Origin of the sequence: Streptomyces sp. NPDC087215 (assembly GCF_044744885.1) — a bacterium.
Taxonomy (GTDB): Bacteria; Actinomycetota; Actinomycetes; order Streptomycetales; family Streptomycetaceae; genus Streptomyces.
In genome coordinates, this window is record NZ_JBIUZD010000008.1 from 34,841 (window position 1) to 50,499 (window position 15,659).

At 73.1% G+C, this 15,659-nt stretch carries 16 protein-coding genes; 7 read left to right on the top strand and 9 right to left on the bottom strand.

Annotation, left to right across the window (positions count from 1 at the left end; all coding sequences use genetic code 11):
* The first annotated feature begins 89 nt into the window (after nucleotides 1-89).
* Genes ACIO92_RS21145 through ACIO92_RS21155 form a run of 3 tightly spaced genes read left to right on the top strand, consistent with a single transcriptional unit; the run spans nucleotide 90 to nucleotide 1,370 of the window.
* A complete protein-coding gene (locus ACIO92_RS21145; RefSeq protein WP_366441162.1) occupies nucleotides 90-914 on the top strand; it encodes a helix-turn-helix transcriptional regulator in 825 nt (274 codons plus the stop codon).
* A complete protein-coding gene (locus ACIO92_RS21150) occupies nucleotides 901-1,125 on the top strand; it encodes a DUF397 domain-containing protein (protein ID WP_402282852.1) in 225 nt (74 codons plus the stop codon). Before ACIO92_RS21145 ends, ACIO92_RS21150 begins: the two co-directional genes overlap by 14 nt.
* Before the next feature lie 20 nt (nucleotides 1,126-1,145).
* Entirely contained in the window at nucleotides 1,146-1,370 is a 225-nt protein-coding gene (locus ACIO92_RS21155; RefSeq protein WP_401237335.1) for a DUF397 domain-containing protein, read from the top strand.
* 42 nt (nucleotides 1,371-1,412) lie between these two features.
* On the opposite strand, the gene ACIO92_RS21160 is transcribed toward ACIO92_RS21155, so the two are convergent.
* Both ACIO92_RS21160 and ACIO92_RS21165 read right to left on the bottom strand, forming a co-directional pair.
* A complete protein-coding gene (locus ACIO92_RS21160; protein WP_366441159.1) occupies nucleotides 1,413-2,162 on the bottom strand; it encodes an HNH endonuclease in 750 nt (249 codons plus the stop codon).
* Entirely contained in the window at nucleotides 2,159-3,541 is a 1,383-nt protein-coding gene (locus ACIO92_RS21165) for an ATP-binding protein (protein ID WP_366441158.1), read from the bottom strand. Before ACIO92_RS21165 ends, ACIO92_RS21160 begins: the two co-directional genes overlap by 4 nt.
* 192 nt (nucleotides 3,542-3,733) lie before the next feature.
* Between ACIO92_RS21165 and ACIO92_RS21170 the strand changes: the two genes are divergently transcribed.
* Nucleotides 3,734-4,192: a DUF937 domain-containing protein gene (locus ACIO92_RS21170; protein WP_366441157.1), complete on the top strand. Its 459-nt coding sequence runs from the start codon at nucleotides 3,734-3,736 to the stop codon at nucleotides 4,190-4,192.
* Between the two features lie 115 nt (nucleotides 4,193-4,307).
* Here the strand turns inward: ACIO92_RS21170 and ACIO92_RS21175 are convergent, their stop codons facing one another.
* Genes ACIO92_RS21175 through ACIO92_RS21185 form a run of 3 tightly spaced genes read right to left on the bottom strand, consistent with a single transcriptional unit; the run spans nucleotide 4,308 to nucleotide 7,425 of the window.
* Complete coding sequence (locus tag ACIO92_RS21175; protein ID WP_402282848.1) at nucleotides 4,308-5,081, bottom strand: sugar phosphate isomerase/epimerase family protein; 774 nt, start codon at nucleotides 5,079-5,081, stop codon at nucleotides 4,308-4,310.
* 26 nt (nucleotides 5,082-5,107) lie between these two features.
* Entirely contained in the window at nucleotides 5,108-6,277 is a 1,170-nt protein-coding gene (locus tag ACIO92_RS21180; RefSeq protein WP_366441155.1) for a dihydrodipicolinate synthase family protein, read from the bottom strand.
* Entirely contained in the window at nucleotides 6,274-7,425 is a 1,152-nt protein-coding gene (locus ACIO92_RS21185) for a Gfo/Idh/MocA family oxidoreductase (protein WP_366441154.1), read from the bottom strand. Before ACIO92_RS21185 ends, ACIO92_RS21180 begins: the two co-directional genes overlap by 4 nt.
* A gap of 110 nt (nucleotides 7,426-7,535) precedes the next feature.
* Here ACIO92_RS21185 and ACIO92_RS21190 point away from each other — a divergent pair, with 110 nt between their 5' ends.
* The gene (locus ACIO92_RS21190; RefSeq protein WP_366441153.1) at nucleotides 7,536-8,582 is read left to right on the top strand and encodes a LacI family DNA-binding transcriptional regulator; all 1,047 of its coding nucleotides are present in this window, start codon (nucleotides 7,536-7,538) and stop codon (nucleotides 8,580-8,582) included.
* Nucleotides 8,583-9,007: 425 nt separating this feature from the next.
* Here the strand turns inward: ACIO92_RS21190 and ACIO92_RS21195 are convergent, their stop codons facing one another.
* Entirely contained in the window at nucleotides 9,008-9,565 is a 558-nt protein-coding gene (locus tag ACIO92_RS21195; RefSeq protein ID WP_366441152.1) for an AAA family ATPase, read from the bottom strand.
* Nucleotides 9,562-10,581, bottom strand: a complete 1,020-nt coding sequence (locus tag ACIO92_RS21200; RefSeq protein ID WP_402282845.1) for an EamA family transporter — start codon at nucleotides 10,579-10,581, stop codon at nucleotides 9,562-9,564. The genes ACIO92_RS21195 and ACIO92_RS21200 overlap by 4 nt, the downstream gene beginning before the upstream one ends.
* A gap of 108 nt (nucleotides 10,582-10,689) precedes the next feature.
* On the opposite strand from ACIO92_RS21200, the gene ACIO92_RS21205 reads away from it, so the two are divergent.
* Together ACIO92_RS21205 and ACIO92_RS21210 are read left to right on the top strand one after the other, a co-directional pair.
* Entirely contained in the window at nucleotides 10,690-11,619 is a 930-nt protein-coding gene (locus ACIO92_RS21205; RefSeq protein ID WP_366441150.1) for a LysR substrate-binding domain-containing protein, read from the top strand.
* 162 nt (nucleotides 11,620-11,781) lie between these two features.
* A complete protein-coding gene (locus ACIO92_RS21210; RefSeq protein ID WP_401237330.1) occupies nucleotides 11,782-13,566 on the top strand; it encodes a glycoside hydrolase family 3 protein in 1,785 nt (594 codons plus the stop codon).
* 188 nt (nucleotides 13,567-13,754) lie between these two features.
* On the opposite strand, the gene ACIO92_RS21215 is transcribed toward ACIO92_RS21210, so the two are convergent.
* Together ACIO92_RS21215 and ACIO92_RS21220 are read right to left on the bottom strand one after the other, a co-directional pair.
* Complete coding sequence (locus tag ACIO92_RS21215) at nucleotides 13,755-15,200, bottom strand: S28 family serine protease (protein WP_366441148.1); 1,446 nt, start codon at nucleotides 15,198-15,200, stop codon at nucleotides 13,755-13,757.
* A gap of 99 nt (nucleotides 15,201-15,299) precedes the next feature.
* A complete protein-coding gene (locus tag ACIO92_RS21220) occupies nucleotides 15,300-15,644 on the bottom strand; it encodes a hypothetical protein (protein ID WP_401237356.1) in 345 nt (114 codons plus the stop codon).
* Nucleotides 15,645-15,659 lie beyond the last annotated feature (15 nt).

A 15,659-nucleotide genomic window follows, 5' to 3' on the forward strand; every position in this document is an offset into this window, starting at 1 on the left:
CGAATCCCTCACAGAGTGGGGTCACCTCTGGCTACGCTTCCAGGGGAAGAGCCTTGACAGCGCATCGGTCAGGTCGGGGAGTCGCACGCATGGAACAGGGACGCAAACCGCGTACACAGCGTCAGAAGTACGGGGAGGAGCTGAGGCTGCGGCGGATCGCCGCCGGTCTCACCCAGGAGGCGCTGGGCGACCTCGTCGTCTGTTCGCCCACGCTGATCAGCCACTTCGAGGCGGGGCGGCGGCTGCCGAGCATCGAGGACGCACGGCGGATCGACCACGCGCTGGGAACGGACGGGTTCTTCACACGGTGGCTGGAGGATCTGGAGTCGAAGTACGCGGACCATTTCGCGGCGGCGGCAGAACTGGAGCAACAGGCATCTTTGATCCAGCAGTTCGCCCTCTCTCTGGTCCCTGGGGTGCTCCAGACCGACGACTACGCGCGCGCTCTCTTCCGCGCCTACCACCCGAACCATACGGCCGAGCAGCTTGACGAGGCCGTTGTCATCCGAACAAAGCGCCGGAAGCTGCTCGACCAGCCGACGCACCCTGTTGTGTGGACGCTGCTCGACGAGGCGGTACTGCGGCGCAAGGTCGGCAGCCCGGACATCATGACGGAACAACTGCGCAAGATCGCGAACATGGCCGAATCGGGTCGGCTGCGCCTGCACGTCATTCCGTACGCCGTCGGGGCGCACGCGCTTCTGGAGAGCTATCTCACCCTCATGAGCTTCGAGGATTCCGCCCCCTTGGCTTACGTCGAAGGCTTCCTCACCGGGAACTTGATGGATGATCCGGCGCTGGTGAACGCCAGCCAGACGTCCTACGCTCTGGCTTTGAGCGACGCGTTGTCGCAGCAGGAGTCACTGGCCCTCGTCAGGGCGGCAGCCGAGGAGCACGCACATGGACCGCAGTGAGCACACCGTCCCCGACTCGTCCTCCCTCACCGGATGGTTCAAGTCCAGCTACAGCGGCGGCGGTCAGGGCGACTGCGTCGAGGTCGCCCGTGGCCACGTCGGCGCGCCCGTCCGGGACAGCAAGACCGCGACCGGCCCCGCCCTCGTCTTCTCGGCCAGCGGCTGGTCCACCTTCGTCACCGCCGTCAGGGACGGACGCTTCCCCGCCTGACCCAGCAGAGGAGTACGCACATGGACCGCAGTGAGCACATCGTCCCCGACTCGTCCTCCCTCACCGGATGGTTCAAGTCCAGCTACAGCGGCGGTGATCAGGGCGAATGCCTCGAACTCGCCCGTGGCCACATCGGCGCACCCGTCCGGGACAGCAAGACCGCGACCGGCCCCGCCCTCGTCTTCTCGGCCGACGGCTGGTCCACCTTCGTCACCGCCGTCAGGGACGGACGCTTCTCCGCCTGAGCCGCCGGGACCCGAAGGGCCGGAGACCAGCGGCAGAAGGGGTCACGACCGGTTCAGGAAACCCTCGCGGAGCTGCGGATCGCGCAGAAGGGCCAGTACATCGCCCTCACCCGCGAAGAGCGCCTCGGCCGCGGGGTGCCCGGACTGGTGGAACATCGCGACGAGCACGTCGGCGAGCGGGCGGTTCCAGGAGACCTGGACGATCTCCCTCGCCTTGTCGTGCCGCCCCTTGTCCGTGACGACGCGCCACAGTTCCAGGGCGTGCCGGGACGTCGCGTAGGCGTCCACTCGTCCCTTGACCAGGACCGGTCTGCTGTTCAGCCCGAACACGTCGATGCACGCCTGGCCCTGTGGCGTCCTCGCCCTGTACTCACCGAGGGGAAGCACCAGACGCAGGTGGTCCAGCGGATCCCCCGAGGTGGGGTCGAGCAGGAGCGGGGCACCGTCTCCGTCGGTCGGGAACAGGTCCCGCTTCTGGTTGCTGTTGCAGTACGAGCAGGCCAGCAGATGGTTGGGCCAGTCGAAGGTACGGAGCGGAGTACGGCTCTTCGGGTCGAAGTGATCGATGTCCGTCCCCTGGCTGTCACCGCAGTACATGCACCGCGCATGGCCGGGCGCCATCTCCGTGAGCGCGGCGAGGAGCACGGGACGTACGCTCCGCCGGGCGCCCCAGAGGCACCTGGCCTTGTCCTTACGGGCCTTCTCCGTCGCCTCTGCCGCGATCTTCTCGGTGTACTCCCCCAGTCGCGTCACCGTCTCCGGCGGCAGCGCGGTACGCCGAAGCCGGATCATCGCGCGCCTCCCTCCGCGATCTCGTGCGAGAGCCGCTGGAGACGGGCGGACATCTCGTCCAGACGGGCCGTCGGTGAACTGGTGAGCAGGCCCTTCAGCTCCTCGTAGCGGGAGAGGGTCTCCTCCGACGTGTCACCGTCGTAGACGCTCGCCTCCAGCTCCACGAGCTCGGCCCGCAGCCGCTCGGCCCGTTCGGAGTACGGGGTGTCCAGGCCGAACAGCTCGGAGAGGACCGCGTCGTCCCCGCTGCCGAAGACCACGCGCTCGTACAGGTCCCGCGTCACCACTTCCGGCGCGGCCTCCTCGTCCACTCCGGGGAGACGGATCAGACCGCCGGGGTCGGCCGCCTGACAGATGTACGGGCTGTGCGTGGTGACGACGAACTGGATGCGGGGGAAGCGCGAGGTCAGCCACGGCCCGATGCGACGCTGCCAGCTGACGTGGAGGTGGGCGTCGATCTCGTCGATGATCACGACTCCGGGGACGCGGACCGTCCGGAGGCCCTCGCCGTCCCCGGGGAACGCCGCCTCACCGAACGCGTCGTGGATCTGCTTGAGCAGATCGACGACGAGGGAGGCGACCGTACGGAACCCGTCGCTCATCTCGCGCAGGGGGAAACGCTGTCCGTCGCGGGTGACCCAGAGCCCCTCGGAGTCCACGTCGTCCACGCGGTATCCGTCCGGCAGGAGCCCGTCTCCCAGGATGGACAGGGCCGCCCTCTTCAGGGCTTCGGCGCCTTCCTTGCCCTCCAGCGCGCGCAGGTGCTGCTCGATCAGCCAGGCGACGCCCTCGGCGAGGGAGGCGTCCTCGTGGAACAGGCTGGCCTGGCGGGCGACCGGGCCGGAGGCCAGCATCAGCCGCTGTACGTCTCCGGAGCCGCCCGCCATCCGCCGGAACGGCCCGTACGCGGCGCAGAACCAGCCCGTGGGGTTGTCGGCCCACGGGCCGCGCCGGGCCGGTGTGGTTGCCGGTGCCTTCCTGTACCGGACTTCCTCCAGCGCGGGCCGCGCGCCACGGCGGACACCGCTCGCCTCGCCCGGCGCGGTCCACTGGACCCCGGTCCAGAACTCGTCCACGGTCCTTCCCCCGGAACTGAACCTGTCGAAGCTCCGGTCTCTCACGATCTCCGCCTCGGCCAGGCCGACCCCCGTCCCCCGGGCGATCCAGTTCTCGAAGCCCTGGACGAGTCCGCGCGCCGCCACCGGGCCGCTCAGGGCCAGGGCCAGGGCACGCAGCAGGGTCGTCTTGCCCGATCCGTTGCGGCCCGCGAGCACCGTCCACCCGGCGTGACTGCCGTCGGGCCGGGTCAGCTCCAGGTCGACCGTGCGGGGCCCGTGGAACGACTTGATGTTCTCGATGTGGATCCTGCTGACGTACATGGAGTCGTGTCCGTTCGCTCGGTCCTGAAGGCGGAACCAGGGCAGGAGACGACCTGCCGACCCGGACGGCCGATTCTACGGAAGGCGGTGGGGATCTCCCGGGCCCGCGCGGCCGCGCCGGGACGGCCCCGCCCCCGAGGCCCCCGGGGGCTCGACGTGCCGACCCGCCCCACCCGTCATAGCGTGGTCCGCATGAGCGACGGATCTTTCCAGGACGACGTCCTGAACGAGCTGGGCGACGATCGGCTCCAGGAGATCGCCGGGGTGCTCGGCACGGACGCCGCCGGAGCCCGGGAGGTCGTGGGCAGTTCGGTCGCCGAGCTGTCCGGCGAGCTGCGCCTGGCCGCCTCCGAACCGGGCGAGGCGGACGAGGTCCGCGCCGCCGTCGACGAGGTCGCCTCCTCCGAACCCCCGCTCCGGGGCGTCGCCGCGTTCGGCGGGCTGATGGGCGGCGGCCTGATGGCCGGGCTCCTCACCCGGCTGGCCCGACCCGCGGCGAGCGCCGTGGCCAAGCGCACCGGCATCCCCCCGGCCACCGCCGACCGCGCGGTCCAGCTCCTCGTCCCGGTCGTCCTGGCGGTCCTCACCAAGCGCGCGGCCGGGAAGAAGAAGGGTGGTCTCGGGGACCTGCTGGGCGGGCCGAAGAAGTAGCCCCCGGCGTACGGCCCGCCCGGCGACTGCGGACGGGCCGCGCCGGGCGGTGGCGGGCGGTGGCGGGCCCCGACCGGCGCGGGCCGTACGGGCGGAGTCCGCCGCGCCCCGGGGGTCAGATCTTCAGGAACGCCTCCAGCGTCTCCTCCAGGACCTCCACGCCGTCCCTCGCCCACAGGTCCTCGTTGAAGATCTCCACCTCCACCGGGGCCGTCCAGCCCGCCTTCCCCGTCAGGTCGCACCAGGCGCGGAGGTCGATCGCGCCGGTGCCCAACTGGCCCCTGCCGGTGAGGACGCCCGCCGGGAGCGGGGTCGTCCAGTCGGCGAGCTGGAAGGAGTGGAGGCGGCCCGTCCGGCCCGCGCGTTCCACCGCCGCCGGGGCCCGGTCGTCCCACCACAGGTGGTACGTGTCGACCACCACGCCCACCTGCTCCGCCGGGAAGCGCTCCGCGATGTCCAGGGCCTGGTCCAGGGTGGAGACCGCGCACCGGTCGGCCGCGTACATCGGGTGGAGGGGCTCCACCGCGAGGCGGACCCCGCGCTCCCCCGCGTACGGGGCGAGTTCGCCGATGGCCTCGGTGACGCGGGCGCGCGCCGAGGGCAGGTCCGGGCAGTCGGGGGTGAGTCCGCCGGAGACCAGGACGAGGGTGTCGGTGCCGAGCGTCACGGCCTCGTCGATCGCCGCCCGGTTCTCCGCGAGCCAGCCGTCCGAGGTGAAGAAGCCGCCGCGGCACAGGGTGGTGACGGTGAGGCCCGCGTCCCGCACGAGTTCGGCCGCCGCCGCCACCCCGTACTCCTGGACCGGTTCGCGCCACAGGCCGACGGCGCCGATCCCGAGGCGGACGCAGTGCGACACCAGCTCGGGCAGGGCGAGCTGCCTGACCGTCATCTGGTTGACGCTGAGACGGCCGGGGTTCACCGGATGCCCCCGTGGACGGCGAGCAGGGACCTCATGCGGTCCTCCGCGAGGCCCGGATCGGGGAACAGGCCCAGCTGGTCGGCGAGTTCGTAGGCGCGCGCGAGGTGCGGCAGGGAGCGGGCGGACTGGAGGCCGCCGACCATCGTGAAGTGCTCCTGGTGCCCGGCCAGCCAGGCGAGGAGGACCACGCCCGTCTTGTAGAAGCGGGTCGGGGCCTCGAAGAGGTGGCGGGACAGCTCCACCGTGGGGTCGAGGAGCGCCCGGAAGCCCTCCGTGTCACCGGTGTCCAGGGTCCGCACCGCGTGCGCCGCCAGCGGCCCCAGCGGGTCGAAGATCCCCAGCAGGGCGTGGCTGAAGCCCCGGTCGTCGCCCGCGATCAGCTCGGGGTAGTGGAAGTCGTCGCCGGTGTAGCAGCGGACGCCCTCCGGGAGACGGCGGCGCAGTTCGACCTCGCGCCGGGCGTCGAGGAGGGAGACCTTGATGCCGTCGACCTTGTCGGGGTGGGCGGCGACGACCTCCAGGAAGGTCTCCGTCGCCGCGTCCAGATCGGCCGAGCCCCAGTAGCCGTCGAGCGCCGGGTCGAACATCGGGCCGAGCCAGTGCAGGATCACCGGCTCGGTCGACTGGCGCAGGAGGTGGCCGTACAGGTCGAGGTAGTCGTCCGGGCCCCGCGCGGCGGAGGCGAGCGCGCGGGAGGCCATCAGGACGGCCCGGGAGCCGGTCTCCTCGACGAGCGCGAGCTGCTCCTCGTACGCCTCGCGGACGGCCGGCAGACCGGCGGGGCCGGTGAGCCGGTCGGTGCCGGTGAGCTGGTCGGTGCCGACGCCGCAGGCGATCCGGCCGCCGACGGCCTTCGCCTCGGCGGCCGAGCGGCGGATCAGCTCGGCCGCGCCCGCCCAGTCGAGGCCCATGCCGCGCTGGGCGGTGTCCATGGCCTCGGCGACCCCGAGGCCGTGGGACCAGAGGTGGCGGCGGAAGGCGAGGGTGGCGTCCCAGTCGACGGCCGCGGGGGCGTCGGGAGCGGTGCGGGCGAAGGGGTCGGCGACCACGTGGGCGGCGGCGAAGACCGTGCGGGAGGCCGGGGGGCCGGCCGGGGCGAGGGCGAGGGGCGCGGTGCGGGGCTCGTGCTCCCGGGTTCCGCCGTCGGGTCCGGGGAGCCGGATCACAGGGTCACCTCGGGGACGTCGAGGCGGCGGCCCTCGGCGGCTGAGCGCAGGCCGAGTTCGGCGAGCTGGACGCCCCGGGCGCCCGCGAGGAGGTCCCAGTGGTAGGGCTCGCCGAGGACGACGTGCCGCAGGAACAGCTCCCACTGGGCCTTGAAGCCGTTGTCGAACTCGGCGTTGTCGGGGACCTCCTGCCACTGGTCGCGGAAGGACTCGGTGGCCGGGATGTCGGGGTTCCAGACGGGCTTGGGGGTGGCCGAGCGGTGCTGGACGCGGCAGCCGCGCAGTCCGGCGACGGCGGAGCCGTGGGTGCCGTCGACCTGGAACTCGACGAGTTCGTCGCGGTGGACGCGGACGGCCCAGGAGGAGTTGATCTGGGCGACGGCGCCGCCCTCCAGCTCGAAGACGCCGTAGGCGGCGTCGTCGGCGGTCGCCTCGTACGGCTTGCCGTCCTCGTCCCAGCGGCGCGGGACGTGGGTGGAGACATGGGCGCTGACGGAGGTGACGCGGCCGAACAGCTCGTGGAGCACGTACTCCCAGTGCGGGAACATGTCGACGACGATGCCGCCGCCGTCCTCGGCGCGGTAGTTCCAGCTGGGGCGCTGGGCGTCCTGCCAGTCGCCCTCGAAGACCCAGTAGCCGAACTCGCCGCGCACGGAGAGGATCTCGCCGAAGAAGCCGCCGTCGACGAGGCGCTTCAGCTTGCGGAGTCCCGGCAGGAAGAGCTTGTCCTGGACGACGCCGTGGCGGACGCCCCTGGCCTCGGCGAGGCGGGCGAGTTCGAGGGCGCCCGCGAGGCCGGTGGCGGTGGGCTTCTCGGTGTAGATGTGCTTCCCGGCTCCGATGGCCCGGGTGAGGGCGTCGGCGCGGGCGGAGGTGACCTGGGCGTCGAAGTAGATGTCGACGGTGTCGTCGGCGAGGACGGCGTCGAGGTCGGTGGACCACTCGGTGAGGCCGTGGCGCTCGGCGAGGGCGCGCAGGGCGGGTTCGCGGCGGCCGACGAGGACGGGCTCGGGCCAGAGGGTCTCGCCGTTCCCGAGGTCCAGGCCGCCCTGTTCGCGGAGGGCGAGGATCGAGCGGACGAGGTGCTGGCGGTGTCCCATGCGTCCGGTGACGCCGTTCATGGCGATGCGGACTGTCCTGCGTGTCACGAAAGGTTCCTCTCCCCGGCGTTCCGCGCCCCGATAGAAAGCGCTTTCCATCGCCGATGACGCTAGCCTGCCGACATCGCCGTCGACAAGGCCCCGGAGGTACGCACCCGATGACCGTCACCCTGGCGGACGTGGCCGCCCGCGCACGGGTCTCCCCCGCCACCGTCTCCCGCGTCCTCAACGGCAACTACCCGGTCGCCGCGACCACCCGCGACCGGGTCCTGCAGGCCGTCGACGAGCTGGACTACGTCCTCAACGGACCCGCCAGTTCGCTCGCCGCCGCCACTTCCGACCTGGTCGGCGTCCTCGTCAACGACATCGCCGACCCCTTCTTCGGGATCATGGCCGGGGCCGCGCAGAGCGCCATAGGCGAGACCGGTTCCGGGCGCGGCGGCGGCGAGAAGCTCGCCGTCGTCTGCAACACCGGCGGGTCCGCCACCCGCGAACTGACCTACCTCACCCTGCTCCAGCGGCAGCGGGCCGCCGCCGTCATCCTGATGGGCGGCTCCCTGGAGGACCCCGAGCACCTGGCGGCCACCACGGTGAAGCTCGCGAAGCTCGCGGAGGCCGGGACCAGGGTCGTGCTGTGCGGGCGCCCGCCCGCGCCCGGCGACACGCCCACCGCCGCGCTCGCCTTCGACAACCGGACCGGCGCGCGGCTCCTCACCGAGCACCTGCTCGGTCTCGGCCACCGGCGCGTCGGGTACGCGGCGGGCCCGGTCGACCGCACGACGACCCGGCACCGGCTCGAAGGACACCGGGAGGCGCTCGCGGCGGCGGGGGTCCCGGAGGGGCCGACGGTCCACGGGGCGTACGACCGGCGGGCCGGATACGACGCCACGGCCGAGCTGCTCGCCCGTGACCCCGGGCTCACGGCGGTGGTCGCCGCCAACGACACGGTGGCGCTGGGCGTCTGCGCGGCGCTGCGCGAGCGGGGCCTGTCCGTCCCCGGGGACGTGTCCGTCGCGGGCTTCGACGACCTGCCGTTCTCGATCGACGCGGTGCCGTCCCTGACGACGGTCCGCCTCCCGCTGTACGAGACGGGCGTACGGGCGGGCCGCCTGGCCATGGGCACGGAGACCCCGTCGGGGGACGGCCCGGAGACGGTCCCGGCGGAGCTGGTCGTACGGGGGTCGACGGGGGCGCCACGGGGGTGAGGGGGCCCGGCGGGCGGCGGACGCGGTGCGGCCCGACGGGCCGGACGGCACAGGTGCGGTACGGGACGGCCCGGGGCCCGTACGAGCTCGGCCCGGTACGTCCCGGGAGTCCGGGCTTCGGCCCGGCGCGGGTGAGCGGCTGGCTCCCGGCTCGGTGCGGGAGGCGGTGAACCGTCGGGCCTTCCCGGTGCGATGCCCCCGGTGCGACGTCCCCGTGGGCGGGCCGGGCGGCGGCCCCGGGCGGGGCGAGCCCGGCCGAGGTCGGCCGCGCCGGGCATCGGGGCCGTACGGTCGGCCCAGGGCTGTCGGGCCGGGGGCCCCGGACTCAAGGGCACGAGGGCACGAGGGCAGGCGGTCAGGCCCGGGGTCCAGGGCCGTACGGCCGCGCCCCCAGGCTCAGGGCCGTACGGCCGCGCGCCCCCCGCTCAGGGTCGTAGCCCCGTGGCCGTCAGGACCGCGTCCACCGTCTCCTCCACCGTCAGGTCCGCGTTGTCGAGCCAGACGCCCTCGTCCGCGAGTTCCGCGCGCATCGCCTCGTCCAGGAACGCCCAGTTCGTCGTCAGGCGCTTGTCGCGGGCGTTGTTCCGTTCCCATGCCTTCTCCGGGCCCGGGGCCAGGATCACCGTGTGGAGCGGGGTCCGCCCGCTGTGGGCCCGGTAGAAGTCCAGGTGGGAGCGGCGCACCACCACGTCGTCGATGACCGGGAGGAAACCGGCGGCGGCGAAGCTGTCCGCGAGGAGGGTCGCGTTGCGGGCGCGCAGCAGGATCTGCCGGTCCGCCTCCGGGTCGCCTTCGGGGGTGGGCCACCGGCAGCCGCTCACGACGAGGGACTGGAGGGCGTCCACCTCGATGTGCGCGGCGCGGGCGAAGCGGGCCGCGAGGGCCGCCGCGACGGTCGACTTGCCGCTGCCGGGGATGCCCGCGAGGAGGACCGCTCCGGGCACGGGCACGGGGGCGTCGACGGTGAGGTGCTCGAAGGTCATACGGGCCTTTCCTCGTGGGCGGGACCCGAGGAGGCTACGGGGACGGGCGCCTCCTGCGCCACGGGGTTCCCGGGCTCGGGCCGCCGCTTCCGGCCGGGGGCGAGAGATTTCCCGCCGGGGGCGGGCAACTTCCGGCCGGGATCGGGGGACTTCCGGCCGGGGGCGAAGGAGGTGAGGGCCACCCCGCCGACGAGCAGCGCCGCCGCGCACCAGCGGGCCGGGCCCACCCCCTCGCCGAGGAAGAACGCCGCCGAGGACATGCCGAAGACGGGCACGAGGAGGGAGAAGGGGGCCACGGAGGAGGCGGGATACCGGCGCAGCAGCCAGCCCCAGGCGCCGAAGCCGAAGACGGTGGTGATCCAGGCGACGTAGACGATGACCCCGGCACCGGCCGGGTCGAGCGCGCGCAGCGCGGCGAGGTCCCGCTCGGGCCCTTCGAGGAGGAGGGAGAGGGCGAGCAGCGGCAGCACGGGCACGGTGCTGACCCAGACCATGAAGTTGAGCGCGTCGGGCGGGGCCGCCTTGCGGGTCAGGACGTTGGAGACGCCCCAGCAGGCCGCCGCCGCGATCACCAGGCCGAAGCCGAGGAACGATCCGGCGGCGCCCCCTCCGGCCTCGGAGGCGGCGGCGACGCCGATGCCCGCGAGGGCGACGCCCATGCCCGCCAGCTGGCGGGGGCGGGGGCGTTCGCCGAGGGCGGCGAAGGCGAAGAGGGCGGTGAAGACGGCCTGGACCTGGAGGACGAGGGAGGACAGTCCGGCGGGCGCGCCGAGGTCCATGCCGGTGAAGAGCAGCCCGAACTTGGCGACGCCCAGCGCGAGTCCGACGCCCACGATCCACTTCCAGGCCACGGTGGGGCGGCCCACGAAGAAGACGGCGGGCAGGGCGGCGGCGAGGAAGCGGAGGGCGGAGAAGAGCAGCGGCGGGAAGTGGTCGAGGCCGATCTCGATGACGACGAAGTTCACTCCCCAGACGGCGGCGACGAGGGCGGCGAGGGCGAGGTGGGCGGGGCGCATGGCGTCGAGCATGGCCGCCGCCGACCGTGTAGCACCAGCACGGGTTCCTTCATGGTGGGATGTAGCGGTACTACATCCATGGAGGACCGCACCCCCAGGAGGGTTTCCGTGCTGGATCTCGGCCGTCTCCGCGCCCTGCACGCCGTCGCCGTCCACGGCGGCGTCGGCGCCGCCGCCGCCGCGCTCGGCTACACGCCGTCGGCGGTCTCCCAGCAGATCGGGAAGCTGGAGCGGGAGACCCGTACGACCCTGCTTGAACGCAGCGGGCGGGGCATCCGGCTCACCGACGAGGCGCACCAGCTCGCGGGCACGGCACAGCGGCTGCTCGCGCTCGTGGAGGAGGCGGAGGTGCGGCTGGAGGAGCGGCGCGGGCTGCCTTCGGGGCGGCTCTCGATCGCCTGTTTCGCGAGTGCGGCGCGCGGTCTGATGCCCCGGGCGCTCGCGGAGCTGACCCGGCTCCACCCGGACCTGGACGCGCGCCTTTCGGAGGTGGACCCGCACCTCTCGGTCGATCTGGTGGCGCGGGGCGTGGTGGACCTGGCGGTGGCGCACGACTGGGACATCGCGCCGCTGCCCGCGCCGCCGGGGGTCGAGCAGGCGGTGATCGGGGACGACCGGTGCGACCTCCTGGTGCACCGGGAGCATCCGCTGGCGGGCCGGGTGTCGGTGCGGCGGGAGGAGCTGGCGGCGGAGCGGTGGATCTCGCAGCCGCCGGGGACGGTGTGCCACGACTGGCTGACGCGGACGCTGCGGACGACGGGGTTCGAGCCGCTGATCGCGCATCGGGCGGAGGAGAACCACACGCAGGTGGCGCTGGTGGCGGCCGGTCTGGGGATCGCCCTGGTGCCCCGGCTGGGGCGCGGGGCGCTGCCGCCGGAGGTGGTGGCGGTGCGGCTCGACCCGATGCCGACGCGCCGGCTGCACGCCATGTGGCGGACCGGGGCGGCGCGGCGCCCGGCGATCCGGGAGACGGTCCGTACGCTCCAGGAACTCTGGCCCGGGATCGCCGCCGTGGGTGATTCCCGCACGGGTCCTTGACCTGGCAGTTACTTTCGGGCTATCCGTGACTCCGTGGAAGTTTCCTTCACCGGACGCCTCCGCACGAGTCCTCCCCCCGCACGGCCGGAAGGAGCATCAGTGCACCACCGCGCCCCCACCTCCCTCTCCACTCCCACTCCCTCCAGACGCACCCTTCTCACGGTGACCGCCGCCGCCGTCGCGGCGACCGCCACCGGGGCGGGCACCGCCACCGCCCGCACCGCACGCGAACGGCCCGACGACCGGAGGCTCCGGCGGATCGTCGACCGGATGTCCCTGGCGGAGAAGGTCGGCCAGCTCTTCGTGATGCGGGTGTACGGGCATTCCGCGACCGCCCCCGACCAGGCGGACGTGGACGCCAACCTCCGGGAGATCGGCGTACGGACCGCCGCCGAGCTGGTCGAGCGCTACCACGTCGGCGGGATCATCTACTTCACGTGGGCCCACAACACCCGTGACCCGTTCCAGATCGCCGAGCTGTCCAACGGCATCCAGCAGGCGGCGCTCGCCCGGGGCTCCCGGGTCCCGGTGCTGATCTCGACCGACCAGGAGCACGGCATCGTCTGCCGGGTGGGCGAGCCCGCCACCCTGCTGCCCGGGGCGATGGCCCTGGGCGCCGGGGGCTCGCGCGCGGACGCCCGCCGGGCGGCCTGGATCGCGGGCGCCGAACTGGCCGCGATCGGCATCCGGCAGAACTACGCCCCGGTCGCGGACGTCAATGTGAACCCGGCCAACCCGGTCATCGGGGTCCGGTCCTTCGGCTCCGACCCGGCGGCGGTCGCCGGGCTGGTCACCGCGCAGGTCCAGGGCTACCGGCGGGCCGGGGTGGCGGCGACCTCGAAGCACTTCCCCGGACACGGGGACACCGCCGTGGACAGCCACTACGGGCTGCCGACGATCACCCACACCCGGGAGGAGTGGGAGGAGCTGGACGCCCCGCCGTTCCGGGCGGCCGTCGCGGCGGGCATCGACTCCATCATGACCGCGCACATCGTGGTCCCGGCGCTGGACCCGAGCGAGGACCCGGCGACCCTGTCCCGGCCGATCCTCACCGGGGTCCTGCGCGAGCGGCTCGGCTACGACGGGGTGGTGGTGACCGACGCCCTCGGCATGGAGGGGGTGCGCACCAAGTACGGCGACGAGCGCGTCCCGGTGCTCGCCCTGAAGGCGGGCGTGGACCAGCTCCTCAACCCGCCGAAGCTGGACGTGGCCTGGAACGCGGTCCTGAAGGCGGTCGAGGACGGCGAGCTGACGGAACGGCGGCTCGATGAATCGATCCTGCGCGTGCTGCGCCTGAAGGCGGGGCTGGGCCTCCTCCGGAATCCGTACGTGACCCGGGCGGGCGTCGCCCGGGTGGTCGGGAACCCCGCGCACCTCGCCCAGGCCGACCGGATCGCGGAGGCCACCACGACGCTCCTGGTCAACGAGGGCGGCTTCCTGCCGCTGAGCCCGGCACGGCACGGCTCGGTCCTGGTCGTCGGCGCCGATCCGGCGTCCCCGTCCGGGACCACGGGCCCGCCGACCGCGACCCTGGCGACGGCCCTGCGCGAGCTGGGGTTCACCGCGACGGCGCTCTCGACCGGGACCGCTCCGACGGCGGCGCGGATCGAGGAGGCGGTGGCCGCTGCGGCCGGGAAGGACGTCGTCCTGGTGGGGACGTACAACGTCACCGGGGCCAGTGCGCAGCGGACGCTGGTCGCGCGGCTCGCGGCGACCGGGGTGCCGGTGGTGACGCTCGCGATCCGCAACCCGTACGACGTGGCCCGGCTGTCCGGGCAGCGGGCGACGCTCGCCACGTACGCGTGGACCGATGTCGAACTCCGCGCGGCCGTACGGGTGCTGGCGGGCCGGGCCCGGCCGGTGGGACGGCTCCCGGTCCCGGTCCAGAGCGCGGACGACCCGACGAAGGTGCTCTATCCGGTCGGGTACGGGCTGTCGTACCGCTGACGGCACCTCACCCGAACGGTCGGGTACGGGCTGCCGAGGTGCTGACGGCATGTCACCCGGACGACCGGCACGGGCCGTCGAGGCGCTGACGGTGTCCCGCCCCGCCGGGCGGGACACCGGACACGGCACCGGCAGGGGGGCGCGCCGCCGGACGCGCCCCGCTGCCGGTGACCGTGGTCAGCCGGGTGTCACGGCCGCAGGCCGTGCTCCTTCGTCGCGTCCTCGTCGACCGGCTTGTCGATGCGGGCGTCGAAGCGGGCGAGGGGCTGCGCCGCCGCGACCGCGGGGGCGGGGACTCCGGCCCAGGCGAGGATGCGGGCGGTGGCCTTCTCGCGCTCGGCGTCGACCAGACCGGCCACGTTCGCCCCGTGGTTGGCGCCCGGCGCCGTGTACACGTAGCTGTCGCGCGCCTTCTTGCCGAGATGGAACTTCTCCGAGCCCCACGGGTCGTTGCCGCCGTAGACGAAGAGCATCCGGTCCGCGTTGTTGCGGACCCAGTTGTCGACGTCCCGCATGGCGTGCGGCTGGAACTTCATCGGGATCTCGCGCGGCACGAAGTTGCGGGCGGGCTGGTAGCCGTAACGGCTGAGGCCCTTGAGGTGGGGCTGCTTGATGCTGGGCGAGCCGAGCTGGGTGGCCGCCTGGTAGTAGTACGGCGTGTACGGCTCCAGGCCCTGGTCGGTGTAGGCGGACCAGCCGGAGTAGGCGTCGATCGTGTCGTAGACGGTGTCGTCGCTCGCGGTCTTCGCGTCCGGGATCTGGTCGCAGACGTCCTGGCCGTAGTACTGCCAGAAGCCCCACACGAAGTCGAGGACGACGGCCTCGTACGCCTTGTCGACGGTGCCGATCGTGTGGAAGGTGGCGCCCTGCGCCTCGGCCCACGCCTTGTACTTGGCCTGGAGCGGGGCGCGGCGGACGAGGGCCTCGCGCTGCATTCCGTTGAGGCGGTCGCGGCACTCCTTGGTGCCGACGGTCGCGAAGAAGCGGTCGTAGGCCGAGTCCTCCTTGTCGACCACGTCGTTCGGGGCGACGTAGGCGACGACGCCGTCCATGTCACGCGGGTAGAAGCGCTCGAAGTAGGTGGCGGTCATGCCTCCCTTGGAGGCGCCGGTGGAGAGCCACTTCTGGTCGTAGATCTTCTTCAGGGCGGTGAAGATCCGGTGCTGGTCGCTGGCCGCCTGCCAGATGTCGAGCTTCGACCAGTCGGCGGGCTGCGGACGCGACGGCGTGAAGAAGCGGTACTCCATGGAGACCTGGTTGCCGTCGATGATCCGGGTCGGTTCGGCACGGCTCGGGGCGGTGCTGAGCGAGTAACCGCTGGTGCGGAAGACCGTGGGGCGGGCCGTGTCCTTGTGGAGGACGGAGATCCGCTGGTCGAACGTACCGGCCCAGGGGCGGCGGTGGTCGATCGGCTGCTTGTAGTTGAGGACGAAGAAGCGGTAGCCGGCGACCGGCTTCTCCTCGATCAGGCTCATCCCGGGGATCGCCAGGATGCGGTCCTTGATGTCCGTGCTCTGCGAGTCCGCGACGGCCGTGCGGCTCGTGTCGGTGTCCGCGGCGGTGGCCACACCGGTCGAGCCGACGGTGCCTATGAGCAGCGAAAGAGCCGCGGCCCATCTCAGCGACTTGCGCATTCGTCCTCCCCTTGATTCACAACGGTGCCGTGAACCTAGCGGGGGTGACGTGTGGACCGCCAGACCCAGTTGGTCCTTACCCTTGGACTTTCCTTCGCATCAGCACAGGATCCAGCCGGTGGCGGTGCCCCGTCCGGCCACCGAACCTGCCGCGCGGACACAGCGGTTGAGGGCGTGGACGGTGACGGGCCCGGCCTGCCGGTCGAACCGTCCGGACCGGACGGCGGGCCTTGCGCCACGCGGCTGGAGGGAGACGGACATCGCCCGGTGGACGCCGGGCCGTTTGGCGACGGTGACCGCGCAGGCGTAGTGGCGGGTCCGGTAGAGCCGCAGCTCGCCGGTGGAGAAGGAGACGGTCTTGGCGGGCCGCCCCCGGCAGACGCTCGCCGCGTCGGCGGCGTCGGCCCCGGAGAACGGCCCGGCACCGGGCAGGACGAGCAGCATGACGGCGGCGAGCCC

Excerpts from the sequence above, each read along its gene's own strand:
- ACIO92_RS21155 (WP_401237335.1), top strand. The coding sequence starts at position 1,146 with ATGGACCGCAGTGAGCACATCGTCCCCGACTCGTCCTCCCTCACCGGA.
- ACIO92_RS21165 (WP_366441158.1), bottom strand. The coding sequence starts at position 3,541 with ATGTACGTCAGCAGGATCCACATCGAGAACATCAAGTCGTTCCACGGG.
- ACIO92_RS21195 (WP_366441152.1), bottom strand. The coding sequence starts at position 9,565 with ATGACCTTCGAGCACCTCACCGTCGACGCCCCCGTGCCCGTGCCCGGA.
- ACIO92_RS21170 (WP_366441157.1), top strand. The coding sequence starts at position 3,734 with ATGAGCGACGGATCTTTCCAGGACGACGTCCTGAACGAGCTGGGCGAC.
- ACIO92_RS21220 (WP_401237356.1), bottom strand. The coding sequence starts at position 15,644 with ATGCTGCTCGTCCTGCCCGGTGCCGGGCCGTTCTCCGGGGCCGACGCC.
- ACIO92_RS21190 (WP_366441153.1), top strand. The coding sequence starts at position 7,536 with ATGACCGTCACCCTGGCGGACGTGGCCGCCCGCGCACGGGTCTCCCCC.
- ACIO92_RS21145 (WP_366441162.1), top strand. The coding sequence starts at position 90 with ATGGAACAGGGACGCAAACCGCGTACACAGCGTCAGAAGTACGGGGAG.
- ACIO92_RS21160 (WP_366441159.1), bottom strand. The coding sequence starts at position 2,162 with ATGATCCGGCTTCGGCGTACCGCGCTGCCGCCGGAGACGGTGACGCGA.
- ACIO92_RS21200 (WP_402282845.1), bottom strand. The coding sequence starts at position 10,581 with ATGCGCCCCGCCCACCTCGCCCTCGCCGCCCTCGTCGCCGCCGTCTGG.
- ACIO92_RS21215 (WP_366441148.1), bottom strand. The coding sequence starts at position 15,200 with ATGCGCAAGTCGCTGAGATGGGCCGCGGCTCTTTCGCTGCTCATAGGC.
- ACIO92_RS21150 (WP_402282852.1), top strand. The coding sequence starts at position 901 with ATGGACCGCAGTGAGCACACCGTCCCCGACTCGTCCTCCCTCACCGGA.
- ACIO92_RS21175 (WP_402282848.1), bottom strand. The coding sequence starts at position 5,081 with ATGACGGTCAGGCAGCTCGCCCTGCCCGAGCTGGTGTCGCACTGCGTC.